The 16956-nt window shown below is 69.6% G+C and carries 9 protein-coding genes; 5 read left to right on the top strand and 4 right to left on the bottom strand.

Translation table 11 applies throughout. The annotated features are described in order from the left end of the window. Positions 1-25: 25 nt before the first annotated feature. Entirely contained in the window at positions 26-1054 is a 1029-nt protein-coding gene (locus tag BO226_RS24580; protein WP_071936287.1) for an ABC transporter substrate-binding protein, read from the bottom strand. A gap of 94 nt (positions 1055-1148) precedes the next feature. Next, a complete protein-coding gene (locus tag BO226_RS24575) occupies positions 1149-8957 on the bottom strand; it encodes a non-ribosomal peptide synthetase (RefSeq protein ID WP_071936286.1) in 7809 nt (2602 codons plus the stop codon). A 178-nt stretch (positions 8958-9135) separates the two neighbouring features. Between BO226_RS24575 and BO226_RS24570 the strand changes: the two genes are divergently transcribed. Genes BO226_RS24570 through BO226_RS24560 form a run of 3 tightly spaced genes read left to right on the top strand, consistent with a single transcriptional unit; the run spans position 9136 to position 12750 of the window. Continuing rightward, the gene (locus tag BO226_RS24570; protein ID WP_071936285.1) at positions 9136-10278 is read left to right on the top strand and encodes an isochorismate synthase; all 1143 of its coding nucleotides are present in this window, start codon (positions 9136-9138) and stop codon (positions 10276-10278) included. Further along, positions 10275-11057, top strand: coding sequence for a 2,3-dihydro-2,3-dihydroxybenzoate dehydrogenase (locus BO226_RS24565; protein ID WP_071936284.1), 783 nt, complete (start codon positions 10275-10277; stop codon positions 11055-11057). Before BO226_RS24570 ends, BO226_RS24565 begins: the two co-directional genes overlap by 4 nt. Positions 11058-11100: 43 nt before the next feature. Next, entirely contained in the window at positions 11101-12750 is a 1650-nt protein-coding gene (locus tag BO226_RS24560; protein ID WP_071936283.1) for a (2,3-dihydroxybenzoyl)adenylate synthase, read from the top strand. Here BO226_RS24560 and BO226_RS24555 read toward each other — a convergent pair. Continuing rightward, positions 12701-14599 carry an ABC transporter ATP-binding protein gene (locus tag BO226_RS24555; RefSeq protein WP_024102988.1) on the bottom strand — a complete coding sequence of 633 codons (1899 nt, stop codon included), beginning with the start codon at positions 14597-14599 and terminating at the stop codon, positions 12701-12703. The genes BO226_RS24560 and BO226_RS24555 overlap by 50 nt on opposite strands. An 89-nt stretch (positions 14600-14688) precedes the next feature. Between BO226_RS24555 and BO226_RS24550 the strand changes: the two genes are divergently transcribed. After that, the gene (locus BO226_RS24550; protein WP_033096969.1) at positions 14689-15117 is read left to right on the top strand and encodes a MarR family winged helix-turn-helix transcriptional regulator; all 429 of its coding nucleotides are present in this window, start codon (positions 14689-14691) and stop codon (positions 15115-15117) included. Between the two features lie 82 nt (positions 15118-15199). Next, on the top strand, positions 15200-15919 hold the full coding sequence (locus BO226_RS24545) for a 2OG-Fe(II) oxygenase (RefSeq protein WP_071936556.1): 720 nt from the start codon (positions 15200-15202) through the stop codon (positions 15917-15919). Between the two features lie 36 nt (positions 15920-15955). Here BO226_RS24545 and BO226_RS24540 read toward each other — a convergent pair whose 3' ends face one another. Next, positions 15956-16927 carry a phosphotriesterase family protein gene (locus BO226_RS24540; RefSeq protein WP_006551850.1) on the bottom strand — a complete coding sequence of 324 codons (972 nt, stop codon included), beginning with the start codon at positions 16925-16927 and terminating at the stop codon, positions 15956-15958. Between the last annotated feature and the right edge of the window lie 29 nt (positions 16928-16956).

The following is a 16956-nucleotide window of genomic DNA, read 5'->3' as shown; positions in this document are numbered from 1 at the left end:
GTGCGGGGCGGGCCCGCAGCAGCGACTACTCCTGGTTCTGGTTGGCCGGAAGTTTCGCCAACTCGGCATCGATGGAATCGAGTGCCAGCAGAGCGGTTTCGTAGGTCGCTGCACTGGAGTGCTTGACGGCGACGAGGTTGCCGGCCTTCACGGCGGGAAGATCCTGCCACAGCGGGGAGGCGAACAGCTCCTCCAGCTCGGGCGGCAGCGAACCGTCGGCCTCGACGCCGTAGACGATCACGTCGGCCTCGCCGAGGTTCTCGGGCAGTTGCTCGACCGACAGGTACTCGGCATGGACGGACTCGGGATCGGTCGGCTCCCCGTAGAAGTCGAGTCCGAGGTCGTCGAACAGATTGGTGGTGTACGACGAGGCGTATTCGCGGGAGAACTCACCGGGCTCGGTACCGCACACACCGCAGACGCCGGCGAACTTCAGGCCCCCGAGCGAGTCGGCGTACTTGTCGGCGATCTCGGCAGCGCGAGCCTCGTACTCCTCCTTGAACTCCCCGTAGGAGTCGCTGACGTTCGCGGCATCGGCGTACTGCTCACCGAGTTCGCGCCACTCGCCCGGAACCGTGAGCCCGACGAAGACCACCGGGGCGAGCGCCTCGAGCTTGGCCACGTCGACCTGCTCCTGCACGCGGGCCGGGACGCCCATGATGATGAGGTCGGGATCTGCGGCGGTGACTGCCTCGTAGTTGAGCTCCGAGACGGCGCCGTCGGGAGCGACTTTCGGCAGCGCCTCGTAGGCGGCCAGGGTCTCCTCGTCCATGTTGTCGAGCTCGCGGCTCCACTCGCATACGGCGGCGAGGTTCGCGCCGGCCTGGATGAGCGGGAGGGTTGCGTAGCCGCAGGACACGATCCGCTGGGGGTCGGCCGGGATCTCGATGCTGCCGTTCTGCGCTTCGAAGGTGCGCGTCGCGGCGGAGTCGGTGCCGCTCTCCGCGCTGCTGCTGTCGCCGTCGCTCGAACATCCCACAAGTCCGACGGCCAGCAGGGCTGCCGCGCCGAGCGCCGCGGCGCCCCGCGCGCGCTTGCGTTCCAGAACGCGCATCGTTGTTCTCCCAGAGTCTCCCGCCGGGGCGCGTTGCCCCGGTCATGATTGGTTAGGCTAACCGAAAGAGAGCGCCCCGCCAAGCGCTCCGTCCTCAGCCGAATTCGAGCGCGAAATCGTCGATCTCCGACTGGTCGAGGTCGTCGAGCGTGAGGTCGGACGGTGTGAACCCGCCCGCGTCCTCGTCCGACGCGTGCCCGGCGAGCGCACGCAGCGCCGCGATCCACTCGTCGACCAACGCCGACACTCTCTCCGCAGGAACGAGATCGGGACTGTACCCGAACATCCCGCGCAGCACCGGCTCGGCACCGGAATCGTCGGTGAGCACACCGATCTCGACGGCGTGCGCCACGGGCATGTCGGCTTCGGTGGCCCCACCGAGCGCCGAACCCTCCGGAGCACCGGCCCACGCCTGCCCTTCGGTCTCGCCCAGCGTGAACCGGCCGAGGTAGTTGAATCCGATGTCCACAGCGCCGACGCTCGCGAGTTCCGGGCCGCCCACTGGGTCGAGATGCCGCAGCATCCCGAATCCGATTCCACTGTCGGGGATCTCCCGCAGCTGTTCCTTCACGCGTTTCAGAGCGTCACCCGTGCTCGCTCCGCCGGCATACGCGTCGGCGACATCGAGTCCCGCGACGTCCAGGCGCACCGGATAGAGCGTGGTGAACCACCCCACCGTGCGCGACAGATCCGCCCCCGGAACGGCCTGTTCCTCACGTCCGTGCCCTTCGAGGTCGACCGCGACCGCCCCTTCGCCGCACACCCGCGCGGAGGCCAACGCCAATGCCGTGAGCAGGACGTCCTCGACACCGGCGTGGAACCGCTCGGGAACGGTGGTGAGCAGCGCGTCGGTGAGCTCGGAGGGAACCTCGACCTGCACCCTCGCGGTTTCTGCCATGGTGTGCCGCGTGGGATCCGGATCACCGGACGCCAGACGCACGCGTCCCGCCGGGGCGAGGATGCGCCGCCACAACGACAATTCGGATCTGCGCGCCGGCACTCCGTCGAGCAGTCCCCGCGCCCAGCGGCGCAGCGACGTGCCTGCGCGCACCGGGGCGACACCGTCGACCGCACCGGCGAGATCGGGCACCAGGATGCGCCACGACACACCGTCGACGACGAGGTGGTGCACCGCGACGAACACCCGTCCCGGCGCGTCGGGACCGGCGTCGAAGAAGATCACGCGCACGAGCGCGCCGGCGGCGGGATCGAGTTCGGCATAGGCGATCCCGGTCGCGGCGACGATCGCCTCCTGCAGGTCGACCGAGTCCGAGACGTCCACGCGGGTCACGACATCGGCGGCGTCGACGGAACCGACCGGGCGGACGTCGAGCACCCGCGCCTGCGGATCGAAGACGGCCCGCAACGCGTCGTGCGTGTCGAGCAGGGCCTGGACGCCGTCGGTCAGCCGGTCGAGCGTCAGCCCTGCGGGCGCGAGGAGCAGCCGCGACTGCGCGTAGCGGGCGTACGGTCCACCACGGTCGAGCATGTCGTGGACGATCGGAGTCGCCGGGACGTCCCCGAGTGCCGCCTCGACGTCGACCGTCCCGGGCCCGTCCTCGATCTCCGCGACGCGGGCGAGTCCCGCCGGGCTGCGGTGTTCGAAGACGTGCCGCGCGGTGAACCGGATCCCGGCGCCGCGCGCCGCGGACACCAGCTGGATGGACACGATCGAATCGCCACCGAGAGCGAAGAAGTCGTCGTCGGGGCCCACGGCATCGAGTCCGAGCACCGACGCCGTCAGCTCGCACAGGCGTTGTTCGAGTTCGTCCGCCGGCAGGCGACTCTCGGTGGCCGGCGTGAAGACCGGCTCGGGAAGTGCTCTGCGGTCGATCTTTCCGTTGCGGGTGACCGGGAGCTCGTCGAGCACGACCGTGACGGCGGGGACCATGTGGTCGGGCAGCCGGTCGGCGACGTACATCCGGAGGGTGTCGGGGTCCGTCGTTCCGGCCGCGTAGGCGACGAGCCGCTTTCGACCCGGTTCGTCCTCGCGGACCACGACCGCCGCGGCACTCACCGCGGGATGGCCGCCGAGCACGGTCTCGATCTCACCGAGTTCGATGCGGAAGCCGCGGATCTTCACCTGGTCGTCGGTCCGGCCGAGGTAGTCGAGCACCGGGCCGTCGGTCCGGGAGATCCTCCAGCGCACCAGATCGCCTGTGCGGTACAGGCGCTCGCCGTCGGTGCCGAAGGGGTCGGCCACGAACCGTCCCGCGGTCTGCGCGCTCCGGCCGAGATAGCCGCGGGTGACGTGCGGGCCGCCGACGTACAGTTCGCCGGGCACGCCCGGGGGCACCTGCCGCAGGTGCGCGTCGAGGACGTACACCCGGCCGCCGTGGATCGGGGTTCCGATGTTCGGGGCGCTTCCCGGGGTGAGCGCGACGCCGGTCGCGTCGACGGTGCATTCCGTCGGACCGTACATGTTGCTCACACGCACATCGGTTTCCGCAGCGAGCTGCGTCCACAGGTCACCCGGTACCGCCTCGCCGCCGAGCACCATGGACTCGGGACGGTGCGGCGCGGCGGGGTCGAGGAGCCCTTCGGCGAGCAGGCGCCCGGCGAGCACCGGACCGCAGTCGAGCGCGTCGATGCGGTGGTCCCGGACGTACCGGACGATGCCCTCGGCATCGGCCATGAGGTCCTCGGCGAGCACGTGCACGGTGTGGCCGCCCAGCATCGCGAGGAGAGGCTCGACGGACGAGTCGAACGCGAAGGTGTAGCTCAGCAGCACGGTGCGTCGGCGCGTCGCGGGATCGCCGACGGTACGGGTGCGCACCGTCTCCCACAGGTTCACGACACCGCGGTGCGGTACCACCACACCCTTCGGGGTGCCGGTGGATCCGGAGGTGTAGACGAGATAGGCGGTGGTGTCCGGGTGCACGACCGGCAGGTGCACGTCCGGGCGGTGCACATCCGGGCGGTGATCGGTGATCGAATCGACCGCGTCGGCATCGAGCACGACACCCACACCGGCGTCGCGGAGCATGTACTCGTTCCGCTCCGCCGGCTGTTCCGGGTCGAGCACCAGATAGGCCGCTCCCGACTTCCACACGCCGAGGATCGCTGCGACCAGCACGGATTCCCGCGGAAGACTCAATCCCACGACGTTGTCGGGGCCGATCCCGTCGGCGACGAGGTGACGGGCGATCCGGTCGGACCACGCGTCGAGATCGCGGAAGGTCAGGCGACTCGACGGGGTGACCAGCGCGGTCTCGTCGCCGTAGCGCTCCACGGTGCGGGCGAACAGTGCGGGCAGGCTGCGGGTCGCCGAGCCGTCGGCGCTGCCACGGTGCGGGCCGGACGGGTCCGGGAGCGCGGTGGCATCACCGGCACGCAGCACCTCGCGCTCGGAGCCGGTGAGCAGATCGAGCTGCGAGAGCCTCGCGTCCGGATCGGCACATACCGCGGCGAACGCCCGCTCGACCCGCGCGGCGAAGGCCTCGGCGGACGACTCGTCGAACAGGTCGCGGGCGTACTCGACGCGCACGCACAGACCGCCGCCGGATTCCTCGATCACATCGAAGGTGAGGTCGAACATCGCGGTGTCGTTCGCGACGAACGAGGGTGTCGGCGTCAGCTCGTCGAATCCCGTGATGGCGGGCGGGCTCTGATACTGCACCATCACCTGGAACAGGGGGTGCCGGGCAGCGCTGCGCTCGGGGTTGAGGGTCTCCACGACGCGGTCGAACGGGACGTCCTGGTGCGAGTACGCCGCGACGTCGGTGTCCTTGATCCGGGCGAGCAACTCCCGCACCGTGGGGTCGCCCGAGAGGTCGGTGCGCAGCACCACCATGTTGACGAAGAAGCCGACGAGGTCCTCGAGTTCCGGGGCGGGCCGTCCCGCGGTGGGCGATCCGAGCGGGATGTCCTCGCCCGCACCGCTGTGCGACAGTGCGACCGCCACCGCCGCGTGCACCATCATGAACATCGTGGTGCCGGTCGTGCGCGCGGCCTCCCGGATCGTCGCTGCGCGGTCGGCGGGGATCCGGTGCTCGACACCGCCACCCGCGTAGGAGGCCACGGTCGGGCGCGGGCGGTCGACGGGGAGGTCGAGTTCGGCCGGGAGACCGTCGAGCTCCTTGCGCCAGAACGCGAGTTGTCGTGCGGCGAGCGAGTCCTCGTCGTCCTGGTCGCCGAGGAGTTCCCGTTGCCAGATCGCGTAGTCGGCGTACTGCACGGGCAGCGGTGCAGGATCGTGGGAGTCGCCACGTACGTGCGCGGAGTAGAAGTTGCCGAGATCGCGCAGCAGCAGCGGCGTGGACAGTTCGTCGCTCGCGATGTGGTGGGCGAGCACGAGCATCACGTGCTCGTCGGGCGCGATCGTGAACAACCGGATCCGCAACGGGATCTCGCGTTCGAGATCGAACGCGTGCCGGGCTTCTGAATGCAGGCGTCCGGTGAGCGCGTCGCGGTCGACGGTCTCGGCCGCGAAGGGAACGGCGACCCCGGCAACTTCTTCCACTCCGCGCACCTGCTGCATCCCCGTGCCGTCACGCTCGACGAGAACGGTGCGCAGACTCTCGTGGCGCGCGAGCACGTCGGAGACCGCCTGCCGCAACGCATCCGGGTCGACCGGTCCGTGCAGGTCCACCGTGATGGGGACATTGTAGGTCGGACTGGGCCCTTCCATGCGGTACATGAACCACAGCCGCTGCTGGGCATACGACAGTGGTGCAAGGGACAGGGCCGCCGGATCGTTCTCACCGCGCGGGACGAGCGCCGGTCCGGCCGGAGCGGCGGTCGGTCGGTCTCCACAGTGCGCGGCGAGCGCGACGACCTGCGGATGATCGAAGACCGTCCGGATCGGCAACTCCACACCGAGCTCGTCACGGATGCGGGCGAGCAGTGTCGCGGCGCTGAGCGAGTGGCCGCCGAGCGCGAAGAAGTCGTCGTCCGCGCCCACCGTGTCGAGACCCAGGATGTCGGCGTAGATCCGGCACAGCGTCCGTTTGGTCTCGGTCTCCGCGGTGCGGGACGAGACCATCGAGGAGAAGTCCGGTTCGGGCAGCGCCGTGCGGTCGAGCTTGCCGTTGGAGGTCAACGGCAGCTCGTCGAGGACGACGAGCGCGGCGGGAACCATGTACCCGGGCAGGAACTCGGCGACGAGGCGGCGCGCCTCGACCGGTTCGGGCACGTCCTGCCCCACGAGATAGCCGACGAGCTGCGCAGCACCGGAGGGATCGGTGCGCACCACCGTCGCCGCACGGGACACGCCGGGGATGCGCAGCAGGGCGGCGTCGACCTCACCGAGTTCGATGCGGAATCCGCGGACCTTGACCTGGTTGTCGACCCGGCCGCGGTAGACGATGCGGCCGTCCTCGGTCCACTGCACGAGGTCGCCGGTGCGGTACAGGCGGGCGTACGGACCCGAGGAGTCCTCCGAGTACGGATTCGCGACGAATCTGCTCGCGGTGAGTGCAGGCGCGTCGAGATATCCCCGGACCACACCCGGCCCGGCCACGTACAGCTCGCCCTCGGTTCCGGCCGGCACGGGTGCGAGTCCCGCGTCGAGGACATGGACGCGCAGGTTGGCGACGGGCCGGCCGACCACCGGTGTCTCGGCGTCGGCGACCTCCGCGACGAGGACGTCGACGCTGCACTCGGTGGGGCCGTAGAAGTTGAAGGCCGCACCCCGGCGTTCGCGCAGGCGGTTCCACAACCGCTCGGAGACGGCGTCGCCGCCGAAACCGAGGGTGGGCACGGTGCCGTCCGGGAACAGGCCGTCGTCAACGAACTGCTCGAGTTGACTCGGTGAGAACTCGACGAAATCCCATCCCTCGTCGAGGGCGCGGCGTGCGAGCGCCGCCGGGTCGCGCCGGGTCGCCTCGTCGACGATGTCGACGGTGTGCCCGGCGAGCATCCACAGCAACGGCTGCCACGACGCGTCGAATGCGAGCGACCAGGCCAGTCCGAGGCGGACGGATTCGCGGCCGGCCTCGCGGGCGGCACGGGTGAACACCTGGGCGCGGTGGCTGTGGAACAGGTTGACCAGCCCACGGTGGGGTACGACGACGCCCTTCGGTCTGCCGGTGGAGCCGGACGTATGGATCACGTAGGCGATCGTCTCGGGTGTCAGCGGGCCGCGCTCCGAGTCGTCGAGCGGAGCGTCGGACACGGCGTCGAGGTCGAGATCCTCGAGCACGACGCGCTTCGGCACCCCCGTCACCTCGGCGACCCGGTCGTCGGTCGTGCGGGTGGTGAGGATGCAGACGGGGTCGGTGGAGCCGAGGATGTGAGCGAGGCGTTCGAGGGGCTGATCGACGTCGAGCGGGACGTAGGCGGCGCCGGTCTCGAGGACGGCGTGGATCGCGATCAGCGCGTCGACGGTGCGGGGCAGCGCGAGGGCCACCCGCGCGTGCGGCCGGTCGAGATCGAAGCTCGAGACGAGGTGGCGGGCCAGGCGGTGCACCCGCGCGCCGAACTGTGCGTAGGTGAGCGTCACATGGGCGTCCGCCGCGGCCGGTGCGTCGGGGGCCGCCTCGATCCTCTCCCGCAGCAGGTCGACGAGGGTCAGGCCGGGGTCGAACGGGATGTCCGGGCTGCGGCTCCAGTCGTCGAGGATCGTCCGTCGCTCGTCGGCGGTCAGGACGGACACCTGCGCGAGCGGGGTGTGCAGATCCCGCTCGGCCACCGAACCGAACAGCATCTCCAGCCGCTCGGTGTGGATCGTCAGATCCGCCTCGCTGTAGACGTCGGCGTCGACGTCGACGAACACTTCGAGTCCGGCACTGTCGTCGAGGGGCCGCACGGTGACCATGAAGTCCTGCAGGGGTCCTCGGGCGACCGAGTGCACGGCCGCGCGCATGTCGCCGAACCGGAGGGAGTCGCCGAACGGCTTGACGTTGACCGACGGCCCGATGACACCGCGGGATCCGGTGGGCAGCCGCAGGTCGCGCTGGATGTCCTCGGTCCGGTAGCGATAGTGGTTGCGGCACAGCGCAACTCCATTGCGTACCTGGGCGACGAGATCGACGAGCGTGACCGAGGCGGTGGGATTCAGGCGCAGCGGAACGACATTGACGGCAGTGATCGGCACCCGCAGTGCAGCGGTGCCCAGGCGGTTCATGACGGGGAAACCGAGTGTGAGGTCCTCGCGACCGGTCGCGCCACGCAGATAGACGGCGACGAGGGCGGTCACCGCATCGCCCCAACTCGCGCCGACCTCCTTGCCGAGGGCCACCAGACCGCGCTGCTGTTCTGCGTCGAGGGTGAAACGCGCGCCGCGGGAGCGCCGCGCGATGCCACCCGGGCCGGGTCGCAGGGCGACCGCTTCGTCCACGCCGTCGAGGTACTCGCTCCAGAAGGTACGGTCGGCATCGAAGTCGGCCGAGTCGCGATAGACCGATTCTTCCCGGATCACCGCTTCGACCGGATCGAACCGTGCGGCAGCAACTTCCGCACCGGCGACCGCGGCGGTGTACCGCTCGGCGATACGCCGGTTGAACAGCGAGAAGCCGAAGGCGTCGAGGACGATGTGGTGGGCGCGGAGGTAGAGCAGGACGTGATCGTCGGCGAGTCGCAGGACCGCTGCCCGGACGCACGGATCCACCGACAGGTCGACGGCCCGTTCGAGGTCGCGTGCCATCCAATCGTGGGCCGCCTCCCAGGGGTTCGCCGCGGAGGTGAGGTCGACGGCCGGGGCGAGATCGAGCGGGCGCGCACCGGGGATCCGGACGACCGTACCGTCGGCGAGGGTCTCGAACCCCGCGACCAGCGCCTCGGCCTCGGACGCCGCCCCGGAAACGGCCGCGACCAGCTTTTCCTCGTCGATCGCACCCCGCAGTTCGACGCACTCCGAAGTGTTGAACAGCGGGTTGTCGGGGTTCAGTTGCTGGGCGAACCATACACCCGACTGTGCGCGCGACAGGGCGAGCCGTGAGGCGTCCGGGCCGGCAAGGGGCACTGGAGATCCTCTTTCCTTCGGTCGAAACGAATGACTGAGAACGGAATCCGCTGATGGGCGCACTGCGGCGCCGGAGGGGACAGTACCAAAGGTTAGGCTTACCGTATATGTTGCTCTGTGATCGTGTGCCCCGTGGCGCGGTCCTGCCAGCAGACCTCCTCAACCGGAAGGTACGAGAATGCAAGTGCCGGTCCTCGGCGCAACCGCTACCGACCGGGCCGAGCGGCCCGTCGCGCACCCGTTCGTCCTGTCCCGCCCGCACGGCACGGTGATCGCCGAAGGCGTGAGCGAACACTTCGACCGCGCGTCCGCCGCCGCCGACGCCCTGCGCACCGGACAGGTCGCCGCGATCGTCGGAGCACTGCCCTTCGCACCCGACGGTCCGGCCGCACTGACCGCTCCGAACACACTCCATCACTCCCCCGCGCACTACGACGCACCGGCCGCCGACCTGCCCCCGATCACGATCACGGGCGCATTGCCGTCGGAAGGCGAGCACATCGATCGGGTCGAGACCGTACTGCGCCTGCTCCGCTCGGACGACAACGACCTTCTCAAGGTGGTCCTGGCCCGGGCACTCGCCCTGCGCGCCGACCGGCCCGTCACCCCGCACGACCTCCTCGTCGCTCTCACGCGAAACGACCCGCTGCACAACGGCTTCCTCGTCGATCTCACCGCGGCCGGCGACCCGTGGACGGGCCGTCATCTGGTGGGGTCGAGCCCGGAGGTGCTCGTGCGCCGTCGCGGCGATCGGGTCACCGCCCACCCCCTCGCCGGTTCCGCACCGCGCCACCGCGATCCCGAGATCGATCGCGCGACCGCCGAGACACTCGCCGGTTCCGCGAAGAACCTCGCCGAACACGCGCACGTGATCGATGCGATCCGCACCGCGCTCGAACCGTTGTGCGCCGACCTCGACATCCCCGAGCAGCCGACCGTGACGAGCACGCGCCAGCTGTGGCATCTCGGCACTCCCATCGAGGGTCGCCTGCACGATCCGGGTGTCACGGCCCTCGATCTCGCACTCGCGGTGCACCCCACCCCCGCGATCTGCGGCACGCCGACCGCGGCCGCCCGCGATCTGATCCTCGCGACCGAGGGTGACCGGGGCTTCTACGCCGGTGCCCTCGGATGGTGCGACGCCGCGGGCGACGGCGAATGGTTGGTCACGATCCGCTGCGCCGTCCTCGATGCCGACGGTGTCGGGCTCACGGCCTACGCCGGGGGCGGTATCGTCGCCGACTCCGACCCTGCCGACGAACTGGCCGAGACGACCGTCAAGTTCGGCACCGTCCTCGATGCACTGGGAGTACTCCGATGACCGAGACCGCACCATCCCCCGTCACGCTCGTCGTCGGGGCCGCGCAGGGTATCGGCCGCGCGACCGCCGAGGCCCTGGCGCGTGCCGGTCACCGTCTCGTGCTCGCCGACCGCAACGCCGAAGGACTGCGCAAGACTGCCGCGCTGCTCGGCGGCTCCGTCCCCACCTACGCCGTCGACATCCGCGACCACGACGCCGTCGCCTACGCCGTCGACAGCATCGAATCCGAGCACGGACCGATCGAGCATCTCGCGCACGTCGCCGGTGTCTTCACCACCGGATCGGTGCTCGACTCCGACCCCGAGGACTGGCAGCACATGTTCGACGTCAACGTCACCGGACTGCTGTCGGTCCTGCGTTCGGTCGGACGGGCCATGAGGGAGCGGCAGTCGGGTTCGATCGTCGTCGTCGGGTCGAACTCCGCGGGCGTGCCCCGCATGGGCATGGGCGCCTACGGATCGTCCAAGGCCGCCGCCACGATGATCGTCCGGATCCTCGGACTCGAGCTGGGGCCGTACGGGATCCGCGCCAACATCGTCGCGCCGGGTTCCACCGACACCGCCATGCAGCGCTCGCTGTGGGAGGACCCCAACGACGACGCCGGCGCACGCAGCGCCATCGAAGGTGACCTGTCGCAGTTCAAGGTCGGCATCCCCCTCGGCCGCATCGCCGAGCCCGCCGACATCGCCGAGGCCATCGAGTTCCTGCTGTCCGATCGTGCTCGTCACATCACCATGCAGGCGCTCTACATCGACGGCGGCGCCACCCTCCGCGCCTGACCGACAGACCTGCATCGACCCTGATCCCGAAAGGAACCGTTCCGTGACAACCGGTTTCGAGCGCACGCCGCTCGCCGACACCGCCCGCTACCCCGAGGAGTTCGCCGAGCGGTATCGCGCAGCCGGTTACTGGACGAACGAGACCTTCGGCGAATTCCTCCCGGCCCGCGCCGCCCGGTTCGCCGGTCGCATCGCCGTCGTCGGACACGACGCGACGGGCACCTGGCGGCGCATCACCTACCGCGAACTCGACGACGCCTCGGCCCGCGTCGCCGCCGGTCTCGCCGACCTCGGGGTCCGGAAGGGCGACCGAGTCGTCCTGCAGTTGCCGAACATCGTCGAGTACACCGAAGTGCTCTTCGCGGTCTTCCGCCTCGGCGCGCTCCCCGTCTTCTCCCTGCCCGCGCACCGCGCGTCGGAGATCGGCTACTTCTGCCGGTTCAGCGACGCCGCAGCGTACGTGATCGCCGCCGAACACGGCGGATTCGACTACCGCGTGCTCGCCCGGCAGGTCGCCTCCGAGATGGAGAATCCGCCGGTGGTCGTGGTCGCCGGTGAGGCCGAGGAATTCACTGCGCTCGGGTCGTTGCGCGACCGCGAAGCGGCGCCGATCACGGAGAACGACGCCGGAAACGTTGCCTTCCTGCAGCTGTCGGGTGGCACGACCGGAACGTCGAAGCTCATCCCCCGCACCCACGCCGACTACCTGTACTCCGTACGCGAATCCGCGGTGATCTGCGGAGTGGACGAGAACACCCGCATGCTGGTCGCGCTGCCGGCGGCGCACAACTTCCCGATGAGCTCGCCGGGCATCCTCGGTGTGCTGCACGCCGGCGGCACCGTCGTCCTCGCTCCGGATCCGAGCCCCGACACCGCGTTCGCCCTCATCGAGAGCGAGGGCGTGACGATGGCGTCGCTCGTCCCGCCCCTCGCGCAGGCGTGGCTGTCGGCGCGGGCCCGCACCGAACGCGACCTGTCGTCGCTCGAGGTGCTGCAGGTCGGTGGTGCGAAGTTCCCGGCCGAGGCCGCCAAACGCGTTCGCCCCGAACTCGGCTGCACGCTGCAGCAGGTCTTCGGTATGGCGGAGGGTCTCGTCAACTACACCCGGCTCGACGACGACGAGGACACCATCGTCACCACCCAGGGCCGGCCGATCAGCCCCGACGACGAGATCCGCGTCGTCGACGACACGGACGAGCCCGTCGCCGCGGGCACCACCGGCCACCTGCTCACCCGCGGCCCGTACACGATCCGGGGCTACTACAATGCGCCGGAACACAATTCGATGGCATTCACCCCGGACGGCTTCTACCGCACCGGCGACATCGTCCGGCTCACCGAGCACGGCTACATCGTCGTCGAGGGACGCGCGAAGGACCAGATCAATCGCGGTGGCGAGAAGATCGCGGCCGAGGAGGTCGAGAATCATCTGATCGCGCACCCGGCCGTGCTCGACGCGGCGGTGGTGTCGATGCCCGACAAGTATCTCGGCGAGCGCACCTGCGCCTTCGTCGTCACCGAGGGGGAAGCGCCGAAGGCCCTCGCGCTCAAGAAGTTCCTGAGGGAGCGAGGGCTGGCCGAGTACAAGATCCCCGACAAGGTGCAGTTCGTCGACGCCTTCCCGGTCACGGGAGTGGGCAAGATCAGCCGGAACGAACTGCGGCGCGCCCTCGCGGCCACTCTGAAGGACTGATCTCGCTCCGCGACGAGGGGATGACTTCACCCCGTTCGGCTCGAGCGGCGAGGATTGCGTAGCGGCCACCGCGGGCGACGAGGTCGTCGTGCGTTCCGCGTTCGACGATGTGGCCCCGGTCGAGGACCACGATCTCGTCGGCGTTGCGCACGGTCGAGAGCCGGTGCGCGATGGTGATGGTCGTGCGTCCGCTGCGCGCGGCGTCGAGGGCCTGCTGCACGGCGTGCTCGGTGTCGTTGTCGAGGGCGCTGGTCGCCTCGTCGAGCACGAGGACACGCGGGTCGCGCAGGAGCGTGCGGGCGATCGCCAGTCGCTGTTTCTCACCACCCGAGAAGCGGTATCCGCGGGCGCCGACGACGGTGTCGTAGCCGTCCGGCAGCGAGACGATCAGGTCGTGGATGTGTGCGGCGCGGGCCGCGGCCTCGATCTCGTCGTCGGTCGCGTCCGGCTTCGCGTAGCGCAGGTTCTCCCGGACGGTCGCGTGGAGGAGGTAGGTCTCCTGCGAGACCACGCCGACCAGTCCGGCGAGATCGGCGAGCCTCATGTCGCGCAGGTCGACACCGTCGATGCTCACGCGTCCCTCGACCGGGTCGTACAGTCGTGCGACGAGCGAGCCGAGCGTGGTCTTGCCCGAGCCGGTCTCGCCGACGAGCGCGACCTGCGCCCCCGCCGGGACGTCGAGATCGATGCCGTCGAGGGCGTTGCGGTGCGCTCCTTCGTAGCGGAAGCTCACGTTCTCGAACCGCACCCGGCCGGCGACGGTCGCAGGGTCGACGGGCACCGGATCGCGCGGGTCGTCGATGTCGACCGGAAGGTCGAGGTATTCGAAGATGCGGCTGAACAGGGCCAGCGAACTGGTGACGGAGACACCGACGTCGAGCAGGCTCATCAGCGGCCGGAACAGCGCGCCCTGCAAGCCGGTGAAGGCCACCAGGGTGCCGATCGTCATGCCGCCCGAGGTGGCCGGCAGACCGGCGACGAGATAGAGGACGGCGGGGATCGCCGCGAAGACGATGTTCATCGTGGCCATGCGCCAGCGGCCGGACAACTGCGCGTGCACCTCGAGATCGGCGAGTTCCTCCGACGTGCGGGCGAACTTGTCGGACAGTGCCGGGCCGGTGCCCAGCGTCTTGACGAGCAGCACGCCGCTGACCGACAGTCCTTCGTCGATCTGCGACTGCATGTCGGCGAGGCGCCGTTGCTGACGGGCGGTGACGGCGCGGCGCATGAGCGCGACCCGGCGCGTGAGCCAGATGGCCGGCGGGAGCACGATCAGGGAGAGCAGAGCCAGTCGCCAGCTGAGGACCGCCATGGCGATCGCCGTGCCGACGACGGTGGTGACGTTGGACGCCAGTGAGGTCGCGGTGTTGGTGACCACGGACTGCATGCCACCGATGTCGTTGGTCAGCCGCGACTGGATCTCACCGCCGCGGGTGCGGGTGAAGAAATTCAGCGACTGTCGCTGCAGGTGGGAGAAGACCCGGGTACGCAGACCGTGCATGACGTTCTGGCCGACGGTCGTGGAGATCCAGGTCTGGACGACGGACAGGAGCGAGCTCGCGACGGTGACGGCCAGCATGCCGCCGACGGCCCACAACAGCAGGCTCACGTTCTGGTGCGGGATGGCGTCGTCGATGACGGCGCGGACGAGGAAGGGCGTCGCGAGGGAGATCACCGACGAGGCGATGATGAGCGCGACGACGAGGGTGATCTTCCACCGATAGGGCGCGAAGAGGGCGCCGATACGGCGCAGGCTCACCGGGGCCTCGCGGAGCTGCTCGAGATCCTTCTTGTCGATCCTGCCGCGGCTGCCCGGCTTGCCGCCGAGAGTGGGTGGGGGCTGCATCATGTGCGCCACCTCGATTCGTGGTTCGTGACTCGTACTTGTTGAGGTTGCCTCATTGAGTGTCAACCGTCAAGTGAGGTACTGTGACCACCATGCCGGATTCACCCGTCGCACTGCGCGATCTCCTCCTCACCACCACGCGTACGCTGCGCCGACGCTGGCACGACCTCCTCCAACCGTGGGGATTGTCACCCCACGAGTACCGGGCGCTCGACGTCATCGGACGCGCCGACGACCCCATCCGCCTCGGCGTCGTGGCCAAGGAACTGCGCATCGTCCCCCGCTCGGCCACCGAGGTCGTCGATCGCCTCGAGTCGCGGGGTCTCACCGAGCGACTCCCCGATCCCGCCGACCGACGCGCGGTCTGCGTGCGGCTGACCGACGAGGGCCGCAGGATCCGGGCCGAGCTGGCCTCGGCCCGCGATGCCGACGCCGTCGAGATGTTCGACCGGCTCGACGCCGAGGAACGCGCACGACTGTCCGATCTGCTGCACAAACTCGTCGACGACCGGCCGCGCTGATCCCTTCCGGTTCCGGGTACTCACATTCCCGACGGCAGCGACGTCTTCCCTACGAGTGTCCGTGCCGATCGAGGAGAGCCCTGTGAAGACCATCGACAGTCTGCAGTCGCGCGTCGACGCACTGAACCTGCCCGAGCTGACGAGCGAACTCGACGAGAACGGCTGCGCCCTCATCGGGCCGCTGTTGAGCGACGACGAATGCGCCGAACTCGCGGCCCTGTGGGACGACGACGCCCGCTTCCGCACCACGGTCGACATGAGCCGCTACGGGTACGGGCACGGCACCTACAAGTACTTCGGCTCACCCGTCCCCGACGCCGTCGCACACCTGCGCTCGGCGTTCTACCGGCAGCTGCTCCCCGTCGCGCGCTCGTGGGCCGAACGCCTCGGCGATCCGGCACCCTGGCCCGACGACTTCGACGACTGGTTCGACATGTGCCACGCGGCCGGCCAGACCGACCCCACCCCGCTGATGCTGCGCTACACCACCGGCGACTGGAACGCCCTGCATCGCGATCTCTACGGCGACCTCGTGTTCCCACTGCAGGTCGTGATCGGGCTCGACCGGGCGGGCGTCGACTACACCGGCGGCGAGTTCCTGTTGGTCGAACAACGGCCCCGCGCGCAGTCGCGGGGCACCGTCACCGTGCTCGAGCAAGGCCACGCGCTGATCTTCACCACCCGCGACCGACCGATCCGGTCGGCGCGCGGATGGTCGCGGGCGCCGGTCCGGCACGGCGTGAGCACCGTCCGATCGGGCCTGCGTCGCGCGCTCGGCCTGGTACTGCACGACGCCGCCTGAGCGTCCTCGTTGCTACCCGACGCGGCCTACGCCGCTTCAGCGTTCGAAGATCCGCCTCGGATTGTCCACGAGCATCGTGGTGATCTGCTCGTCGGTCACGCCCCGTTCGCGCAGGGCCGGCAGCACCTCGTCGCTGATGTGGTTGTAGTTCCAGTTGGGCACGGCGGTCTGCTTCACGTCGTGCGGGAACCAGTCGATGAAGCACGACGCATCGTGCGAGAGCACCATGCGCTCGGTGTAACCGGCCTCCACGAGCGCGACCACCGTGTCGACGCGCTGCTCGAACGGCAACAGCAGATCGAGGCCGAAGCGGTCCATCCCGAGAATCGAACCGGCGTCGGCAATGCGACGCAGGTAGTCCAGATCGGTCGAATCACCGCTGTGCCCGATCACCACCTTGGTGAGGTCGACACCTTCCTCCGCGAGCACCCGCTGCGCCACCTGCCCCGACCCGGTATGCGGATTGGTGTGCACCGTGATCGGCACACCGGTCTCGACGTGCGCCTGCCCCACCGCTCGCATCACGCGCTCGACGCCCGGCGTGAGTCCCGGAATCTCGATGGCGCACTTGAGCATTCCTGCACGCACCCCCGTGCCGGCGATGCCCTCGCGGATGTCTTTCACGAACAGTTCGGTGAGCGGCTCCGGTCCGTCCACCAGCAACCCCGGCCCGACGTTGTGGAACTGGAACGGCAGGTCGTTGTAGGTGTACAGGCCCGTCGCGACGACGATGGAGATGTCCACCCGTTCGGCGACGCGCTGGATGCGCGGAATGTACCGGCCGAGACCGACCACCGTGGGATCGACGATCGTGTCGATGCCGCGCTCCGACAACGCCTTCAACTTCGCGACCGCGTCGTCGACGCGTTCGTCCTCGTCCCACGGGCTCGGGTAGTCGGGAAAGTTGGTGCGGATCTCCTCGCCGAGAACGAAGACGTGCTCGTGCATGAGGACTCTGCCCAGACGGCCCGTGTCGAGAGGGCCGCGAACGGTGTCGACGGATGTCATGACCGGTGACGCTAGGACACCAACGTGGG

The sequence above is a fragment of the Rhodococcus sp. 2G genome, assembly GCF_001886355.1.
GTDB lineage: Bacteria > Actinomycetota > Actinomycetes > Mycobacteriales > Mycobacteriaceae > Rhodococcus > Rhodococcus pyridinivorans.
This window is presented reverse-complemented; position numbering and strand designations above follow the sequence as displayed.

Coding starts and splice junctions, on each gene's coding strand:
- BO226_RS24555 (WP_024102988.1), bottom strand. CDS start 14,599: ATGATGCAGCCCCCACCCACTCTCGGCGGCAAGCCGGGCAGCCGCGGC.
- BO226_RS24565 (WP_071936284.1), top strand. CDS start 10,275: ATGACCGAGACCGCACCATCCCCCGTCACGCTCGTCGTCGGGGCCGCG.
- BO226_RS24580 (WP_071936287.1), bottom strand. CDS start 1,054: ATGCGCGTTCTGGAACGCAAGCGCGCGCGGGGCGCCGCGGCGCTCGGC.
- BO226_RS24570 (WP_071936285.1), top strand. CDS start 9,136: ATGCAAGTGCCGGTCCTCGGCGCAACCGCTACCGACCGGGCCGAGCGG.
- BO226_RS24550 (WP_033096969.1), top strand. CDS start 14,689: ATGCCGGATTCACCCGTCGCACTGCGCGATCTCCTCCTCACCACCACG.
- BO226_RS24540 (WP_006551850.1), bottom strand. CDS start 16,927: ATGACATCCGTCGACACCGTTCGCGGCCCTCTCGACACGGGCCGTCTG.